16 protein-coding genes are annotated in these 17,100 nt (G+C 67.7%); 6 read left to right on the top strand and 10 right to left on the bottom strand.

What is annotated here, in order from left to right:
* Positions 1-811: 811 nt before the first annotated feature.
* Entirely contained in the window at positions 812-1,357 is a 546-nt protein-coding gene (locus tag SYV04_RS41415) for a hypothetical protein (RefSeq protein WP_321551627.1), read from the bottom strand.
* 744 nt (positions 1,358-2,101) lie between these two features.
* Here SYV04_RS41415 and SYV04_RS41410 point away from each other — a divergent pair.
* Both SYV04_RS41410 and SYV04_RS41405 read left to right on the top strand, forming a co-directional pair.
* On the top strand, positions 2,102-2,554 hold the full coding sequence (locus tag SYV04_RS41410; RefSeq protein WP_321551626.1) for a DUF6310 domain-containing protein: 453 nt from the start codon (positions 2,102-2,104) through the stop codon (positions 2,552-2,554).
* On the top strand, positions 2,551-3,309 hold the full coding sequence (locus SYV04_RS41405) for a DUF5953 family protein (RefSeq protein WP_321551625.1): 759 nt from the start codon (positions 2,551-2,553) through the stop codon (positions 3,307-3,309). The genes SYV04_RS41410 and SYV04_RS41405 overlap by 4 nt, the downstream gene beginning before the upstream one ends.
* Before the next feature lie 136 nt (positions 3,310-3,445).
* Here SYV04_RS41405 and SYV04_RS41400 read toward each other — a convergent pair whose 3' ends face one another.
* From SYV04_RS41400 to SYV04_RS41390, 3 genes are all read right to left on the bottom strand, one after another.
* Positions 3,446-3,526: a hypothetical protein gene (locus SYV04_RS41400; protein WP_321551630.1), complete on the bottom strand. Its 81-nt coding sequence runs from the start codon at positions 3,524-3,526 to the stop codon at positions 3,446-3,448.
* Entirely contained in the window at positions 3,489-3,980 is a 492-nt protein-coding gene (locus tag SYV04_RS41395; protein ID WP_321551624.1) for an RCC1 domain-containing protein, read from the bottom strand. The genes SYV04_RS41400 and SYV04_RS41395 overlap by 38 nt, the downstream gene beginning before the upstream one ends.
* A 261-nt stretch (positions 3,981-4,241) precedes the next feature.
* Positions 4,242-4,895 (bottom strand): glutathione S-transferase family protein, encoded by a 654-nt coding sequence (locus tag SYV04_RS41390; protein ID WP_321551623.1) that lies wholly within the window; start codon positions 4,893-4,895, stop codon positions 4,242-4,244.
* A gap of 162 nt (positions 4,896-5,057) precedes the next feature.
* Between SYV04_RS41390 and comJ the strand changes: the two genes are divergently transcribed.
* The 3 genes from comJ to SYV04_RS41375 all read left to right on the top strand — a co-directional run bounded on the left by comJ (position 5,058) and on the right by SYV04_RS41375 (position 8,357).
* Positions 5,058-6,161: a competence protein ComJ gene (comJ, locus tag SYV04_RS41385; protein WP_321551622.1), complete on the top strand. Its 1,104-nt coding sequence runs from the start codon at positions 5,058-5,060 to the stop codon at positions 6,159-6,161.
* A 137-nt stretch (positions 6,162-6,298) separates the two neighbouring features.
* Positions 6,299-7,309: a pesticin C-terminus-like muramidase gene (locus tag SYV04_RS41380; RefSeq protein ID WP_321551621.1), complete on the top strand. Its 1,011-nt coding sequence runs from the start codon at positions 6,299-6,301 to the stop codon at positions 7,307-7,309.
* Between the two features lie 10 nt (positions 7,310-7,319).
* Positions 7,320-8,357 carry a hypothetical protein gene (locus SYV04_RS41375; RefSeq protein WP_321551620.1) on the top strand — a complete coding sequence of 346 codons (1,038 nt, stop codon included), beginning with the start codon at positions 7,320-7,322 and terminating at the stop codon, positions 8,355-8,357.
* Between the two features lie 20 nt (positions 8,358-8,377).
* Here SYV04_RS41375 and SYV04_RS41370 read toward each other — a convergent pair whose 3' ends face one another.
* Positions 8,378-9,814, bottom strand: a complete 1,437-nt coding sequence (locus SYV04_RS41370) for a DUF92 domain-containing protein (RefSeq protein WP_321551619.1) — start codon at positions 9,812-9,814, stop codon at positions 8,378-8,380.
* A 321-nt stretch (positions 9,815-10,135) separates the two neighbouring features.
* On the opposite strand from SYV04_RS41370, the gene SYV04_RS41365 reads away from it, so the two are divergent.
* Positions 10,136-10,396, top strand: a complete 261-nt coding sequence (locus SYV04_RS41365) for a hypothetical protein (RefSeq protein WP_321551618.1) — start codon at positions 10,136-10,138, stop codon at positions 10,394-10,396.
* Positions 10,397-10,409: 13 nt separating this feature from the next.
* Here the strand turns inward: SYV04_RS41365 and SYV04_RS41360 are convergent, their stop codons facing one another.
* From SYV04_RS41360 to SYV04_RS41340, 5 genes are all read right to left on the bottom strand, one after another.
* Positions 10,410-11,654 (bottom strand): c-type cytochrome, encoded by a 1,245-nt coding sequence (locus SYV04_RS41360; RefSeq protein WP_321551617.1) that lies wholly within the window; start codon positions 11,652-11,654, stop codon positions 10,410-10,412.
* A 63-nt stretch (positions 11,655-11,717) separates the two neighbouring features.
* Positions 11,718-12,548 carry a nucleic acid/nucleotide deaminase domain-containing protein gene (locus tag SYV04_RS41355; protein ID WP_321551616.1) on the bottom strand — a complete coding sequence of 277 codons (831 nt, stop codon included), beginning with the start codon at positions 12,546-12,548 and terminating at the stop codon, positions 11,718-11,720.
* Between the two features lie 71 nt (positions 12,549-12,619).
* A complete protein-coding gene (locus tag SYV04_RS41350; protein ID WP_321551615.1) occupies positions 12,620-13,477 on the bottom strand; it encodes a hypothetical protein in 858 nt (285 codons plus the stop codon).
* Positions 13,478-13,514: 37 nt separating this feature from the next.
* A complete protein-coding gene (locus SYV04_RS41345; RefSeq protein ID WP_321551614.1) occupies positions 13,515-16,331 on the bottom strand; it encodes a serine/threonine-protein kinase in 2,817 nt (938 codons plus the stop codon).
* A gap of 130 nt (positions 16,332-16,461) precedes the next feature.
* A complete protein-coding gene (locus tag SYV04_RS41340) occupies positions 16,462-17,058 on the bottom strand; it encodes a response regulator transcription factor (RefSeq protein ID WP_321551613.1) in 597 nt (198 codons plus the stop codon).
* Positions 17,059-17,100 lie beyond the last annotated feature (42 nt).

Genomic DNA, 17,100 nt, shown 5'->3' with positions numbered 1-17,100 from the left:
CCGCTGCGCCTCCTGACGGAACTGCTCCAAGTCCTTCTCCAACTCCACGGACCACCTCCTGGTGTGTGGCCGCAGGTGGTCTCACGAGAAGGGGAACCCGTCACGACGGGGCACGGCGAGGTCTTACAGCGATGCTGGCGGCGCTCTGCCCCTGCGCGCTCCATAGGACGATGGCCGCTCGCAGAGCGACGCCCTCTTCACCCTGCTGCCGCAGGGCTCGCAGGAGCCTCTTCCGCTCCGTCGGCGTCAGCTTCAGACTCCGCTTGGCCCGGGCCATCGCGCCGCCCCTCCCCATCCCAGCGGGGAGCGGCGATACTACCCCTGAAAAGACTTAGCCCCGATTACTTAGAGGCGGCGGGAATCGAAGCCGTGTAGGGGTAAGACCTCGCCGTGCCCCGCCGTGACGGGTTCTCCTTCTCGTGAGACCACCTGCGGCCACACACCAGGAGGTGGTCGGTGGAGTTGGAGAAGGACTTGGAGCAGTTCCGTCAGGAGGCGCAGCGGCTGAAGGCTGGGCGGCGCAGTGGCTCGTTGCCGTTCCCTGAGGCGCTGCGCGTCTTCGCGGTGCGCTATGCCGAGCACACCGTGGCGGCGGGAGGGACGGTGACGGACGCGGCGCAGAAGCTGGGGGTGTCCGGGCCGACGCTCTACCTCCGTGCGGCCAAGGACGGGGCAGCTCCGTGTCGGGACGGGGCACGGCGAGGACTTACAACTCGCCCAGCGCGTTGCGGCCCCAGGCCCTGTGCAACTCTGCCTGCTGTTGTGTGCTCATGCCCGCCGCCCCTGCGCGGTGCATGCCAGGGCGCGGGCTCTACTTCCCAGGCTCCTCGTCTTTCCCTGCGCCAGCCTCTTCAATCGATTTCCGGTAGCTCTGCACGTGTTTCTCTGCCTTCTTCAGCATGGCTCCAGCCCCCTTCGCCTTGACCTGGGCGCCTTTGAGAGCACGCTTGAGGTTGGTGAGCGGGACACCATTGGCCATTCTCGTAAGGCGCGCCTCGAGCCTCGGGACCTCGTCGCCGATGTTGCGCCGCCACCAGTCAATCACCTTCTCAGCCTTCGGCTTCGGCTTCTGCTGGGTTTGGGTCTTCGGCTTGAGCCCAAGCTTCTGGCGCCTGATTGGTCGTACACTCCGGTGGACCTCATCCAGGATCTTCTGAGGATCCTTGTCGGGATGTTTCGCCAGTGTGCTCTTGAGGGCGTTCCATACGGTCGGCGCTTTCAGGTGCGTCAGCAGTCCTCCGAGCGCCGCTTCCAGAATCGCTGGGCGCGGTCCGACCTCGGCTTCCCACCATGTGACCATGGCGTTGGTCTCCTTTTGCCGCGCCTTCTTCTTCTCTTTCTTCGCGTTCGTTGGCATCTGCGCCCCCTCCGGTCCGCCGCATCCTACTACGCGGCGCGCCCGTCAGCGTGCGGAGGCCGCTGGCACCGGGATCGCACTTGGGGCGCGCGTGCTGCTCGGTGCGCTCAGCGCCTCCTCCGCCGAGCCCACCTGCACGTCCTCCGTGGGGGCTTGCGCAGGCGCGGTGTTTCGGATGCTCGGGAGGCACAGGCTGGCCACGCGGAGTACAGCGCGAAGCGCAGCCCAGTAGGGCGAGCTGTCCGCCGCTCGCGCCACCGGGGCCGAGCTGGGCGCCGCGACGATGGCTGCCGTCCTAGTGCGCCACCGGGGCCGAGCTGGAGCTGTCCGACGTGCGCGCTTTGCTCCGAGCTGGAGCTGACGGACGCGCGCCCCCGGTTCAAGCCGTCAGAGCATGTTGGCAGACTTCCGAGCGGAACTGGCCCAGCCTTGACCCGCACCGCCCCCTCTTCGGTGAAAGGACGTGGAATGAACTTCCGAACTCGCAGCGCGCTCCTCCAAGCCGTTGCCGCTGCCGTGTCCGTTGCTGGGTGTGCCACTTCTCAAAAGGCGCATGAGACTCAAGAGGCGCCTGAGACCTACGCTTGGGCGCCCGTACGCCCACCCGCTGTGCCCGGCACGGGCCTTCCCACCCCCGGGCAGCCAGGGCAGGTTCGCCCCCAGCCCCTGCCAAGGAGCCCGCACAAGCGCGTCTTGCCGCCAACCCAGGAGCCGGGCCTTTGGGCCGGAGACGCTCCTCGGGCCTTGAAGGAACCGGAGGCGAACCCCGCACCGGAGGAGCCCAGAGCGAACAGGAGCGCCCCGCCTGCCCCAGCGACGCTGGAGCGCCGCCCGGAGTGCCATCCCATCTTCGTGCCGCACGCGGGCGGGGATGATGCGCATGACGAGTGCGCCGATAAGTTTCCGCCCAACCGTTATCCCGGTATGGACGTGCTCGTGCGCGGTGTGCGCTTCGATGCGCTGCAAGTGGGCGTACGCATGCTGTGGGAGATCAAGACCAACAAATTCGACACATACGCTCCCTTCATCCGGAGGCGGGAGATTGAGAAGGAAATGGAGCAGCTAGAAAAGGAGCAAGACGCGGCGGCGGCATGCGGATATGGCTACAAGATTGGGGTGAGCACCCAAGCGCACAAAGACGCGCTGCTGGAACGGGATCGGTCCCTCAATATCGTCGTCACGGGGTGCAAACGATGACCAAGCTTAGAACCCTCAGCGTCAGAGCCTACGCGCCTGCTCTCGTGGGGAACGACGGTCGCGCGCTCGCTGTCGTCCACGGGATGGAAAAGGCGCTCCCTGGCTTGTGCCTGGAGTGGCGGATCTCCGACAGCGGGCGCCCCATCGCCTTGCCGCAGCGCGATGCGTGGCTCGCAGAAAAGACGCGTGACGGGAAATTCCCTCTCCTGTGCAACGGGGACGAGAGCTACCCCGTGACGGTTAACGGTAGGGAAAGATCGGGACGCCGCAACCCAGGCGGTCAACCCCTGTTTGAAGTGCATGCGGAACTGCCACTGGACGAGCGCGTGAGCGCGTCAGCGGCGGCTGTGCTCGAGGGCGTGGCGGAGGGGGCGTGTGCGCTGTGGGGGGAGGCGACGCCATACGACGCTGCGGTAGACATCGCGTATCAGACGGCCCCCACGGAGGAGGGGCCGCCATCCCCACGCCGGGGGCTGCCCGCCCTGAAGTTCTACGAGCACCTCCGCTCACCCGAAATTCCCGCTCACCTCGGGTGGCTGAACTACTGGTCTGCCGCTGCCGCACGAGCCATCGGATTCCCAGATTCCTCGCGCGACGCCGAACTGCTCTCGCGGGCGCGGCGCACGGCGTCGGGCGGGTGGGTGGTGCAGCTCACGGAGGCACCGCTTGATCTCGATGACCGCGCCCACTTGGACGCGCTGAAGCGGGCTTACGAGCGCTTCCCGGAGATCGGCGGGCGCGTCACTCCGCGCTGAGGGGACTGCTGCGCGTCCCCTGGCACGCTCCACCGGCCCGGGATGGAGCTGTCCGACGTGCGCGCAACCGGGGGCGAGCTGAACGCGGTGACGATGGCTGCCGTCCTGGTGCGCCCACCGGGCCGAGCTGGAGCCGTCAGACGTGCGCGCCACCGGGGCCGAGCTGGAGCTGTCGGGTATTACTGCCCCAGGCCCACACCGTGCCATCCGAGCGCAACGCCAGCGAGTGGGTGGCGAGCGTGGCCACGGCCACCACTCCCGCTCACGCCCTGCACCGCCCACGGAAGCGTGCGGTTGCTCGTGGTGCCATCCCCCAACTGGCCCGAGGTGTTGGAGCCCCAGGCCCACACCCTGCCGTTCGCGCCCAACGCCAGCGAGTGGGTGTAGTTCGCGGCCACGTCCACCACGCCGTTCACGATGAGCACCCGTACCGGCACCGTCCGGCTGGTCGTGTTGCCATTGCCCAGCTGGCCGTAGGTGTTGTCGCCCACGGCCCACACTGAGCCGTCCGAGCGAACCGTCAGCGAGTGGGAGGCACCGGCGGCACGGGTTCGTGCCGGGGCGCCACGGAGGGCCGAGAAGCGTGAGGTCTGCTCTTCCCGCTCCACCGTGGGCTGTCCGCAGCCAACCCCCAGCCAGAGCCCAAGCCACACTCCCAACAGCCTGCTCATCCATCCTCGAGGACTGATCGGCATTCGATGACTCCTAATCATGAAGCATTCGATGCGAATGCATCCAAAGCCAGGGCGTAGCATCAAATCCGTCAACGCCAACAAAGCGGCTCGTCACCAGACGGACGAGAGGCCCCAGCTTCGAGTCCGCCGCGGCGCATCCCTGGGCCGCGTGGGGCGGCCCGCGCCCGCGCCTTGCCTGGCTTACCCGGGCCACTACCTGCGGGGCGCTGCACTCGCGGCCAGTAAGCTCGCGCGCCGTCACCCGGTCGGCGGGGCGGCGTTGAACACCGCGAGTTGCGCAGCGAACGCACGCTTGTAGGCCGGCCGCGCTTCGGCGCGGGCGATATAGGCGGCGAGGTTCGGATACGCCTCGAGAATGTCCGACCCCTGCAACCTGCGCAGGACCGTCACCATGAGAATGTCGGCCGCGCTGAAGGCGCCGTCGAGCCAGTCGGCGTCGCCGAGGCGCGCGGAGAGATCGTCCAGCCGTTTCCGGATGAGGTCGTCCAGCGCGCGCAGGCGATGCTCGTACCAGGGCTGGTCGCGCTCGAGAATCATCACCAGACTGCGGTCGAAGATCGGCGGCTCGACCGTGTTGAGCGCCGCGAACATCCACGCGATCGCGCGCGCGCGGCCATTCGCATTTTCCGGCAGCAGGCCGGCATGGCGCTCCGCGATGTGGAAGACAATCGCGCCGGACTCGAACAGGGAGAGATCGCCCTCCTCGTAGGTTGGGATCTGCCCGAACGGATGCAGCGCCTTGTGCGCGGGCTCCTTCATCGCATCGAATGACAGCAGACGGACGTCGTAGGGCTGGCCCACCTCTTCCAGCGCCCAGCGCACCCGCATGTCCCGCGCCAGTCCCTTGCCGCGATCGGGCGAGCGTTCAAAGGCGGTGATAGTGATGGTCATGTCCTGCTCCTTGATCGCTCAAAGGACGAGCCGATGACGGCGTTCCCAGCACCCCGCCTCGGCGCGGCGTGAGTCCGGTTGCATCCGACCTTGCGATAGCACCATACCGGTTGTCCATCACGGCTCAGCCGAGGCCGTCCGTCCATAACGAGAGAAGAGCTCATGGCCACGCGAAAGAAGAAGGTTGCGGTAAAGAGGGCTTCCGCGTCGAAGCGCCCGAAGCGTGGCTCGAAGGCGAAGCGCGTCATCCTCGCGGAGTTCGTCGTCAGCATCGTGCAGAGCTTCGTGACGGTCAGCTCACGCTGGTTGCCTTATCCCGGTCACAACAGCTGGACGGATCAGGCGATGCGTCAAGGCTTCTCCTGGCGTCGCGGCAATGTGTCGTTCCGCGTGAACGAAGACGCCGGGGACGTGCCTTTCGAGGTGGCGATGGCGGACACGCTGCAAGTCTCGCCTGGGGCGTTTCGCGCGATCGTCGTTCCGTTCGAAGCGGCGAAGGGCGGCATCGAGATCTGCGACATGTACTACGCGAGCGTGCATCCGATCGAGCTGCCAGAAGGTCACTATGCGCTGCTCTTCGAGATGGAATATCGCAATCCCTCTCCCGAAATCGAATCTTCAGAGGACAAGCCCGTGCGCTGCCGGGTCACCTTCGTACCTTCCGAAGACGTGAGTGCCGCCATTCTCAAGAAGGATTCCGAGCTTCGGCCGCCGAAGTCCCTCGCCCTCGACGGCCAGCGCGCGAGTCCCGACAGGAGGCTGACAGAGCTTCTGGAGGGCCGCAGCGCCGATGACCAGGGCGCTGCCGCGCGCAGGAACGCGGCGCTGGCGCCGCTCGACGAGCTCCTCGACGCGCTCGACCTCGAGCCGCTCGGCGAATGGGCGCTCCTTCACATTACCTACGAGTTGACCCAGCGCGGCGCGGAGATCATCGCGCCGATCGCGGCAAGGCTCGTGGCGCGCCCCACACGGCCCGCGACATATGGGCTCACCGAGGCGCTGATAGGACTCTTGAGCCGCGAGCCTGATGCCGCGGGGTCCGCGATCGTCCGCGCGCTCATCGGGGGTGGGGAAGCGGCCCTCCGCGCCGGGGCCAGCTCCCGCAGTGCCGGTACCTATGTCATCCAACTTGCAGGCTGCGCCCAGATAATCGAGCGGCCACTGCCGGAAGCGCGGCCGCTAGCGCTCGCCTTCCTCGAAAGAGCCCAAGGCGAGGCGGAGCCCGACCACTTCGCCGTCGGCGAAGCGGCATTCCTCGTCAAATGAAGGTGAATGTGTGTCAAAGTGGTTGCCGATCCTCCTCTCATCCAGAGACAGCGCTCACATACGGATTGTCTCGACATGGACACACACGGGGAGTACCATTCTCACCATCGCTCACTTCAGCCCCCCCGAGATTACCCATGGGTCTTGATTCCGTCGGTGGTTCGTCTTCGCGCTCCTCTGCCTCCCGCTCTGCTTCGAACTCGGTCTCCGCCGACAACACTCGGGGGCTCTCGAACACCACCGCCAACAAGGCCGCCACGGACGCAGCCAAGGACCAGGCCGCCGTTGCGACCTCCCCGGTGAACTTCGAGCAGAGCTCGTTCGAGCCCGCCAAGAACCTCTCCGGGATGCCCAACCTCTCGGGGGTGTCCAACCTCACGTCGTCCACGCCCATCGCCAACGCGACGCTCGATGCGGCCGCGTTCAATCCGGCCCAGGCCGTGGCGGCGATGCCTGAGCTCCTTCAGGCCACCCCTCTGAGCGCCACGCCGCAGACTTTCGTCAGCGACTTCACCGTTCCGGAGGGACAACTGACGTTCGATGCCGAGGGGCTCGAGACGAAGGGGGCCTACTTCAGCCGCGTCTCCCACTGGCCCGGAGGCGCCTCGGGGGTCACCATCGGTCGCGGTTACGACATGAAGGAGCGGGAGACGGAGGACATCGTCTCCGATCTGACCACCGCGGGCGTGCCTCAGGCAGATGCCGAGCTCCTCGCCCAGGGAGCGGGCTTGACCGGCCAGGAGGCCGCCGACTTCATCGCCAGGGAGGATGTCAAAGCCGTCGAGATCTCCTCGCTGGCACAGAAGAACTTGTTCACCAAGATGTATGACCAGTACGAGGCGGATGTGAAGCGCATCTCCAGCAAGACAGACACGGTCGCCAAGTACGGCACCGTCGACTGGGACAAGCTGGACCCTGCGATCAAGGACATCGCCGTGGACCTCAGGTACCGGGGGGATTACACGACGGCCACCCGCAAGGAGGTTCAGGAGCTCATGGTCGCCAATGATCTCCAGGGGCTCCGGGATCTGCTCAGTGACGAGACCAAGATGACCGTCGACTGGGGAGTCCCGCAGGATCGCTTCGAGCGGCGCAGGGATTACTTGCAGGCGGCGGTAGACGCTCAAGCGGCGGTGGACGCTCAATAGGCGCTCGGGCTTGAACGCGAGATTGCTGCCCCTGGCTGCCCTGGTGTTCGCCGGGGCTCTGCTCACGCAGTGCCGGCATGGCACCGTGGCGGGCGGGGCCCCAGCGGCCTCCATGCCGGTTGAAGCGCTCGAGGTCTCCACGCTGCTCGATCTCCGAGACAGCCGCCTGGAGGAGCTCCGGGTCTCGGCCAACGGCACCTTGCTCTTCACCCGGTGGGCGCTCCCCGAGGGAGCTTTCGACTACCGCGTGGTGCGCCTGCCAGATGGAGCACCGGTGTGGAGCTGGCGGGGCCGCTTGCGGAACGATCTCTGGCATCTCGCGCTGAGCCCGGACGGGACGGCGGGCTTCGTCTTTCTGCCGCTGGGCCCGGAGGCCCCCTTCATCATCTTCCGGGACTCCGGCGCTCCCATCCCCATGACGGATGTGGAGTTCACGGGAGGAGCCTGGGCCAGCGGCAGTGGCTGGTTCGGAGGCTCCGCTGGAGCGTACAACGCCGACGGCACGCTCCTCGGCAGTCCGGTTCCGGACTGGGTGAAGGTGAAGGACGAGCTGTTCATGACGGGCACCCGGCCCAACACCTTGCGGTACATGCATGGCGGGAGCGTGATGGAGTGGGATGGCCGCTCCCCGCCTACCGTGGTCGGAGCCTGGCAGTGTGCCTCCCGGGTGGAGCAGCACCGGCTCTCGCCCAAGGCACCCGGGCGATTCTCGCCTGACGGTCGTTACATCGCCTGGATACTCCAAGCTTCGAGCGCACTCACCGTCTGCGATGGGGAGAGCGGCCTCGAGTTCCAGATTGCTTCCAGCCTGGCTCCCGCGGCCTGGACGGACAGCAGGCACCTGTGGTGGCTCGACGCGGGAGACCTCGCCGGCATGGATGTCCTCACGCGCGAAAGCCTGCCGCGCATCCAACTGCCCGGTGGAGCCAAGGCTGTCTCACTGGCGGCCTCGACCCAACCTCCCGCCCTGTTCGTTGGCACCGGCACGGGGCACCTGTTCCGGGTTCCCCTGAGCCATGAATCGAGCGGGAAGGCCGTCCCGGAGTAGCTCCACTTGAAGGGAAGAAGTCATGCCCAGAAGGCCAGCAAGGCTCCTGCGGCGGTGGCCACCCCGTTGACGGTGTCGTTGCCCAGCCAGGACAAGCCCCGAAGGGCACGGGTGGGCTGGCCGCAGCGGTGGATGCGGCGCTCGGTCTCCCGGGCACAGGGCTCGCACCAGCGCACGTCCTGCACCGTGGCTCCGAGGAAGCTGTCCACCAACGAGCCCACGACTCCCGCCAACACGAGCCAGGGCAGGAGCTTCCACGAGAGGCCCGCCAGCAGGGCGAGGATTCCCACGAAGGCGGCGCCCGCGGTGGAGGCCAGCAGTCCCACTCCCGATACCGCGCCGGACGTGCCGGGAGCCACTGGCCGCAGGGTGGTGATCAGCCGGGGAGGGGAGCGAGAGAGAACCCCCAGCTCCGTGGCCCACGTGTCCGCGTTGGCTGCGACCAGGGCGCCGAGCATCGCCAGCAGATAGCGCGAGTCCCCCGTGAGGGCCAGGAGCACGGCCGCCAGCGCCGCCACGCCACCGTTGGCCAAGGCCTGCCCCAGATCGCGTGTCCCTGTCTTGGCGTACTCCGCCTCCACGCCGGCCTTCCGCTCCCGGAAGGCCTTGGACAGCGCGCTCGAAGAAAAGAAGAAGCCGAGCAGCGCCGCCACCCCCACCGTGCCCGCCAGCCCGAAGACCGGTGCCCCGACGACGATCGCTCCCAGTACGCCGCTGGGACTCAGTGAGCCCCGAAGCCAGGCGGCCACGCCAATGAGCAGGGCCACCCCCGCGCCCATGCCCAGGCCCGTGGCATAGGCAGTCGGAGTCCAGGCGAGCACGGCCAGGGCGCTCAGCGGCACCCACAGGTTGTCCCGGCCCCGGATGCCGAGAGCTTCGGCGCAGGTGGCCACCACGGCGCACAGCACGGCCAGTGACACCCGGGGCATGTCCGGCGAGAGGCCCGGCATCCACGTGAGCACGGCCAGCACGGCCAGGAAGGTGCCCGCGAGCATGGCCAGCGAGCCCTCCAGACTCTTCCGCTCCCCGCTGAGCGTCTCATAGCGGTGGCGGCCGAAGCGCCGGCCCACCAGCGATGCCAGCGCATCCCCCACGACCATGGCCAGCAGGCTTCCCGCCGCTACCGAGGGCTGGTCCCACGCCACCCAGAGGCACACCGAGAAGGAGAGCGCGAACCAGACCGTTCCCAGGTTGTCGGGCTCGGTCTCCACCGCCTTCAGCAGGCGCTTGCGGTGGATGACCCAGTTGGCCACCGCCGCCGTCAGCGAGGGCACCACCGCCAGCTCCCGGTGCTCGAACAGCGCCAGCGCGCCGAAGACCCACAGGCCCACGCTCACATGGATGAGCTTGCGCGAGAACTCCCGGGACACCCCGCGTCGAGCCGCCACCTCGCCCACCAAAACGCACGCGCCCACGTAGGCATAGGACACGAGGAGTGCCTGGAGATCCTGGCTCATGGCGACCGAGTTTAGCCCTCGCCTCGAGACACCGGAGAGATAGAGTGCGCGCCCTGGAGGTCGTCCGTGCCGAAGATGCGCTCTCTTTTCCGATGGGCCGTGCTCGCCATGATCGTCGTGGGGTGCAAACCCTGCACATCCGAGATCAAGCAGCCCCCCAGCGCGGACAGCGCCCCCCGTGACTCGGGTGTCTCCACGGCGAGCGCTGCCACTCCCGAGCCTCCGAACGCGTGCCGGGCGCCCACGGAACCTGGCTGCAATCCATGCTGTGCGCCGCAAGCGGATGGTTCCTGCGCCGTCAACAGGTGGGAACCCTCGGGCATGACGGAGCAGGAACTGGCGGGGATAACGCCCTGGTACAACGCCAGCAGCTTCGAAGAAGGGGCCTGCCCCAGCGAGTGCCGGATCTGCGCGCGGTGTACGCAGCGCGCGGCCTCGGATCTCCAACAGCTCGGCAAGCGCCCCGACTGTGACTGCTCCAAGCCCGTGGGCATCGACGCATGCAGATCGCCAGACTCGTGCGGCTGCTACTGCTCGAGGTTCCAGCGGCTCTCCGAGGCTTGCCCGAACCTCGTCCCGTGAGCGAGATCGCCGCCTACTCGGGCGCGCCCTGCTCGATCCACGTGTAGATCAGATCGATGTCCTCGTCAGGAAGGGGCGGGAGCCCCAGCGGCATGCCCAGGACTGTCGGGTCGTATCGCCCGTTCAGCTCGGCGTGGCGGGCGCGCAGGCTGGCGACCAGTCGGGGCGTTCCATCCTCCAGTCGATCCGGAAGCCCCTGGAACCGACCGTCCCGGTTGATGCCACGGAGGATGCCCTCCCGGGTGGCCAGATCGAGCAAGACGCCGTCGTAGCCGAATCCGCCGGTGTTTCCCGGCCCCTGATCACCCGGCCGGCTCATGTCGGAGTGGCAGTGGAAGCAGAGATGGCGTGAGAGCTTCTGCGCGACCTCCGGGTAATGCACCTCGCGATCGAGCAGCCGGGGCGGAGGAGCGGGTCGTGGCTCGGCCGTCACCTCTGGCAGCGCTTCGCTCAGGAAGGTCACCAGATCCTCGACCTCCTTCGGGGTGAACTGGAAGGTGGGCATCTCGGTGTCGGGGAGGAGGCGGTGCGGATCCACCAGCCAGCTCCGAAGCTGCGGGAGCGACATGCGGCTGCGCACATACCGGAGGTCGGGGGCTCGCCGCCGGGCCGAGGGGCTACGGAACTCCGGCGCGCCGTAGCGCAGGGACGCGACCGGAGCGTCTCCACGGTAGTGACAGCTCGCGCACTGGCTCTTCGCGTAGAGCGCGCGGCCCGCCGCCGCGTCTCCTCTCGCGGGCTCACCGGACTCCTCCTCGGTCACCGCGAAGAAGTCGGCGATGAGCTCGGCTTCCCGTGGGCCGATCTTCAGCTTGGGCATGGTGGCCCCGTAGAGCGGCCGCACCGCGTGCGGCGCCTGGAGCCAGCCGGTGAGCCAGCTCCGCTTCACGCGCTGGCCCAGCGAGCCAAGGTCCGGGGTCCGAACCAGGTGCGTGAGGTTCTGGTTCCAGCGCGCGATCTCCTCCTCCTGGTACCAGAGGTCGAGCCGCCCTGCGTTGATGGCCTGATGGCAGGTCACGCAGTTCTCGCCCAGGGACGCCGACTCCGGCTCGACGCCGGCCACCACGTGGCACCGATTGCACTGGAAGTGTTCCACGGCTTCTCGGGGGCCCTCGATTGCGTGCTGTGTGGGAGCCAGGATCCGCGTCGGCAGGCGCAGCGCCAGCACGTCGGCATCGCGGACCAGCACGAAGCCGCCGGCGGCCGTTGCCAGCAGGATCGCGGTGCCGGCCAGGTAGGCGAGGGGAAGGGAGCGCATGGACACGAGGAGCTTCGGAGGGCTCAGGACTCCTCGCAGAATAGCAGGTGCCGCGGCGTGCCCTCACGTCTGCAGGGCGTGCTTCAGCGTCTTCCAATACGCGATGCCGTCGGTGAGTCGCTTGAGTGCCCGGGGGACGTGCCACTGGTGGTCCACCCGCCCATGGACTCCCTGCCGCTCGACGGTGAACCACCCGCCAGCCCATCCGTTATAGGCTGCGAGAATGGCCTCGCACTTGGCGCAGCACAGCTTGGAGATGCCGATGTAGTGGCGATCCGCGAGCCTGGCCACCCCCGCGCCTCGGTCTCCTCCGAGGTGCAGATGCATGTACTCGAGCACGCGCATTTCGGCATGAATCGTCAGCCGGTTGTCGTAGGCGAGGGTCACCGCGGTGGGCGCGCCGCCTGCGTAGATCTGGCCGCTCGTGCCGTTGAGGAAGATCACCCGACGGACGCTTGTCTTGTACGCCGCCAGCTCCTTGCTGACAGCCACCGTCGCGGCTTTGACCTTGTCGGTGACGTTCGACTCCGTGCTGCTGTCGTTGACGCCCATCACCAGCTCCACCGTGGACTTGTCCGTGGTGCCGACGGCCTGCTTCTGCCAGACGCACAACGCCAGGCAGGTACCGAACACGTTGGACTTGGCCACGGAGTCCAGCGCGTAGCCCCAGGCCGACTCGTTGTCCGTGTGGAACTTCTCGGTGAGGGGAGCCGCGGTGCCCTGGAGCTGGGTGAACAACACCTTGCCGACAGCGGTCTGCTCGGCGGAAGAGAGCTGGGAGAAGGACGTCGGCTTGGCTCCCTGCGCCCGCAGCGCGACGTAGTTGTGCGCAAAGCACTTGGCCTTGGTAGGCAGAGCCTCTTGCGTACAGCCTGTGGCGTTACATTGGGCCATTGCCTCTTCCCGGATGACAGGCCCAGCCTATTCGACCGCTGGGCCTACTCCGATTTTCTGGCCGCCCTCGCTCACTGACAGCTGCTCGTCTCCAGCTTCGCCCGGACCGTCTCCGTCTGCAGCGGAGCCAACAGGCCCGGCCGACATTTCCAATACGGGCCATTCTGCACACACGACAAGGCGCAGGGCCCCACCGGGATGGCGCCGCACAGCGGGAGGTCGTCGCAGATCCGCTTCTCCAGGATGAGGGGCAACCCCAGCAGGCCACAGGACTGGGGCAGGAGCGGCTCCCAGCAAACGAACACGTTGAACGCGGGCAGCAGCCCCAGCAGGGGCGTGGTGGACGAGAACAGGTCTCCGAAGACGGTCGACTCCGAGATGGGGTACTGCGAGCCATACGTCTCGCTCTGCGCGATGGCGGGGGAGGGCCCCTCCAGGAGGAGGGGGACCTGGGCTCCGTAGTAATTCAACCGTTGGACCATGCACCCCGTCACGTACCGGCGGCCCGGCACATCCAACACCTCGCCCAGCCACGAGGGAGCAAGCCCCCACCAGCCCGTGTAGACCTCTCCCGTCACCGGATCCTGTACGGACTGCTCCTGGGTGAGGGCACACTCGACGGCGGAGCGGAGGACGTGCCGACAGGACGCGTTGACCTGGCTCAGGGGGATGTTCGACAACCACCCCTCGCCCTGATCGAGCGCGGCGCCGCCCAGGGACCTGAGCGCCTTCTGGGTGCCGTGGGCCCAGAAGCAGGAGGGACTCGTCCCGTTGAGTCCATTGGGCGGAGGACGCTGGGAGTTCCTCGCGGCCTGTTCCGTAGTGTCGAGGTGCGGGTCCAGCTCGAGGTCCTCCTCGATGGGCCCGCATCCAGCGAGGCCGGTCATGAGGACCGTGAAGATCAGAAGACGCGGGGGCGCGAGCGGCATGGGCTTCTCCGGGGGGAAGAACGGGTGAGGGGGAAATTCAGGGGACAGGTGCGTGGGCTTCAATCGAGACTCGCCGGCACTCCCGGGCAAGGCTCGGGCTCAGCAGAACCGCCGCCTCGCACGCGGCCATGGCGCGCTGGCGGTTCAGGTTGCCCAGCGTTCGCACTCCCGCGCGTGCCGCTTCGAGCGCGGGTGCCGAGTCGCGGTCCTGGCGCCGCTCATTCTCGACCGAGAGGGCACGGCCCAGGACCCACTCCTCGATCAGCCAGGCATCCGTTGGGGGCACACCGGCCAGGTCGCGGATGACCGAGGAGGCCCGCTCCAGCGGCAGCCGCGCATCCCGGCCGAGCACGAAGTCGTGGTGGGCTTGGAGTCGGAACGCGCGCGCCTTCCAGAGCGCGATGACCCAAGGGCTGGAACCGATCGGCTCGAGCCGGTTCACGGCCCGAGAGAGCGCCTCCAGCGCTTCGGGTGCCTCGTGCTTTCGGGCGATCTCCGCCTCGAGCCGCATGGTCGCCGCTTCCAGCAAGCCGCCCACGGGCAATGTGAAGGCAGGATCGAGCTCCAGAGCCTTCTCGTACTGGGCGATCGCCAGCTCCAGCAGGGGCGTGGCCGCTCGGCCCTGATTGAGGGCCGTTCCCGCCTCATCGAGATACGCCTCTCCCAGCTCGTTGTGAGCCCAGGTGAAACCGGGCTCCAGCGAGAGGACCCGCTGGTACGCGGTGATGGCCGGCTCCATGGATGCCTCGTGGCCCAGCACCTCCAGGAGATAGGCTCGACGGTAGAGGGCCTGGGCCACCGCGTAGTGGGCCATGACATCCTCGGGGCGCGCGCGCATTCCCGCCTGGGCGCTCTCGAGCGCCTCTTCCACCACGGGGAGCGTGGCCTCCGAGACGTGGATGCCCAGCACATGCACCCGCGCCAGGAGTACGAGGGCCCGCTGTACCAGGGCCCCGCTCTGCTTCGAGCTCGAGCGCACCGCGCGGTCGCATGCCGCTTGAGCGGTCTCGAAGGAGGTATCCGACGGCACGCCCTGGGAGAAGTCCGCCCACCCTCGCTTCTGCCAGAGCTCACACTCCGCCTGGTGGAGGGAGGGATCGCTGCGGCCCATCTCCGCCGCGACCTGGTAGGCCCGCGAGGCCCGCTCGAAGTAGCCCTTCATCTTCTCGTAGTCGAACGCCGCGTCATGTCGGTACTTGCTGCCCTCCGCGTACAGGGCGTCCCCCTCGAGCTTCTTCGGCTCGTACATCCACGGGGCCTTGGCGAACGCCGCCTGGGCCTTCGCGATCGCCGCCTCGTGGTTTCCCGCGTAGAGGGAGATCAGCCCCTCCACATACTCGGGGACCTCGAGTCGGGCGCCCATCGCCGCGCGCAGGTGGAGCAGGGCAGGGTCGCGGAGCTCCCGTTCGAGGAGCGCGACCTTCTTCTGTCGCTCCTTTGGCTGGGTGATGCGCCGGGTGTCCTCCAAGGCTTCCCGGAAGAGCTCTCCGAGCGCTCGCCCCAGCGCATATTCGAGGTTCGCCGAGGAGTATCCGGCCGCCAGCGCCTGCTCCAGGTGGGTTCGAGCCCTCGCAGGCTCACCGAGCGCGAGCGCTCCCAACCCGAGCGCGTAGTGCCCGGGCCCCACGCCGGCCTCGCCCGTCTCGCGCATGCCCCGCTCGAGCTCCTCAAGCCGGGTGCGCACCAGGCTCCGTTCCCGCTCCACGTCATGGAGCGGCAGGGCGTACGCTCCGCGAAGGAACAGCTCCATCTCCTTCACGCTCTCGCCCAGCTCCTGGGCCAGCCGTGACTGCTCCGCCGCGTGCCGTTGGCCCTGTACCCAGATCGTTCCCGAGGCGAGCAGCCCCAGCAGGAGCGTTCCCAGGCTCACCGTGAGCAGCTTGTGCCGCAGGGCCTTCTTCCAGAGGCGGTACCCCCACGAGGCCTGCTTCGCGTGGATCGGCACGCCATCCAGGGTGCGCCGCAAGTCCTCCGCGAGGGCCTTCGCTGACTCGTAGCGGCGCGAGGGATCTCGCTCCAGGCACTTCATCACCACGGTCTCGAGATCCTTCGGGACGCCGGGCTTCACCTGTCCCAGCGGAGGAGGGTCCTCCAGCGCCGAGATCAACAGCAGCTTCCACGGGTGCTCCGAGACGAAGGGAGGCCGCCCGGCGATCACGTCGTACAGCGTGGCGCCCAGCGAGTACACGTCCGAGCGGCGATCGAGCTGGTGGACATCCCCATTGGCCTGCTCTGGAGACATATATGCGGGCGTCCCGAGGACCTCACCTGTCTGCGTCTGTCCTTGCTCCGCGACCTGGCGCGCGAGGCCGAAGTCCACGATGTATGGCTTCCACGTCCCGTTCTCGCGCTGTTCGACGAGGATGTTTCCCGGCTTGAGATCCCGATGGATCATCCCCTGCCGGTGCGCCTCGTGCGCCGCGAGGGAGACCTCCTGGAGCAGCTTCACCTGCTGCTCGAGCGTCATGCGCGTGCGCACCCGCGACAGCGGCTCGCCATCGATGTACTGCATCACGATGTACGGCTCGCCATCCGCCAGTCCGGCTTCGTACACGCAGCACACGTGCTCGTGCTGGATGCGAGCCTGGGAGCGCGCCTCCGCGATGAACCTGAGGCAGAGTTTGGGATCGTCGCTCTTGAGGAGCTTCAGCGCGATGGGCCGTCCAAGCCGCGCATCCACCGCCCGGTGGACGGTGCCCATCGCCCCCTCACCCGCGAGCTGGAGGTCCTCGTACCGCGCGGCGAGTGTGGGAGGTATCCGCCTGCGCGCCGTGGGGGACTTCGGCCCCTCTTTCATCAGGGTCGCGTCGAGCTCGAGATCGCTCGGGCTGTCCTTCGGCGGCATGGGACTCATGGACAGTCATCCCGAGAAGCGGTGAGGGGCAGGGCTTAAGTAGTCATGAACTCAGAGTGAAACTATAGGCTTTGTGTTGAATGGATGCGGATTGTGGAGATTTGCTAAGATTTCGAAGTTCTGCGGACCGTCAGGGCTGTGTGTCCAGGCGCTCCACCAAGCGCACAAGCTCCGCGACGGAATCCACCGCCAGCTTCTCCATGACGCGGCTGCGCTGCAGGCGTACGGTCTGCTCGGCCGTGCCCAGCTCGGCGGCGATCTGCTTGTTGAGCATTCCCCGCGACACCCCTCGGCAGACCTGCCACTCGCGAGGTGTCAGCGAGGAGAAGCGGGCTCGAAGCGTCTCGAGTTCTTGCTCGGAGTCCCTCGCCGCCTGCTCCCACGCCAGCGCGCGCCCCACCGCCGCCAGCAGCTCCGCAGTGCCGACAGGCTTGAGGAGGAAGTCCACGGCTCCGGCCTTCATGGCCGTCACCGCCGCCGGTACGTCTCCGTGGCCACTGATGAAGATGATGGGATGCTTCCACCCCGCCTGCCGCAGCTCCGCCTGAAGCTCCAGCCCGTTCAACTCGGGCATGCGCAGGTCCATGACCACGCACCCCGGGCGACGCCCGGGCCCACGCTCCAGCATCTGCCTCGGGTGGGCGAAGCTCTCCACCGCGAATCCCTCCAGCTCGAACATGCGCGAGAGGCTGCGCAGCACCGAGGGATCATCGTCCACGACGAACACCGTGGGACGCTCTTGGCTCGAAGGGCTGGGCACGGTGTGGTT

This window comes from Hyalangium ruber, assembly GCF_034259325.1.
GTDB classification, from domain to species: domain Bacteria; phylum Myxococcota; class Myxococcia; order Myxococcales; family Myxococcaceae; genus Hyalangium_A; species Hyalangium_A rubrum.
The sequence above is the reverse complement of the archived record's forward strand: the minus strand, read 5'-3'. Positions and strand labels throughout refer to the sequence as shown.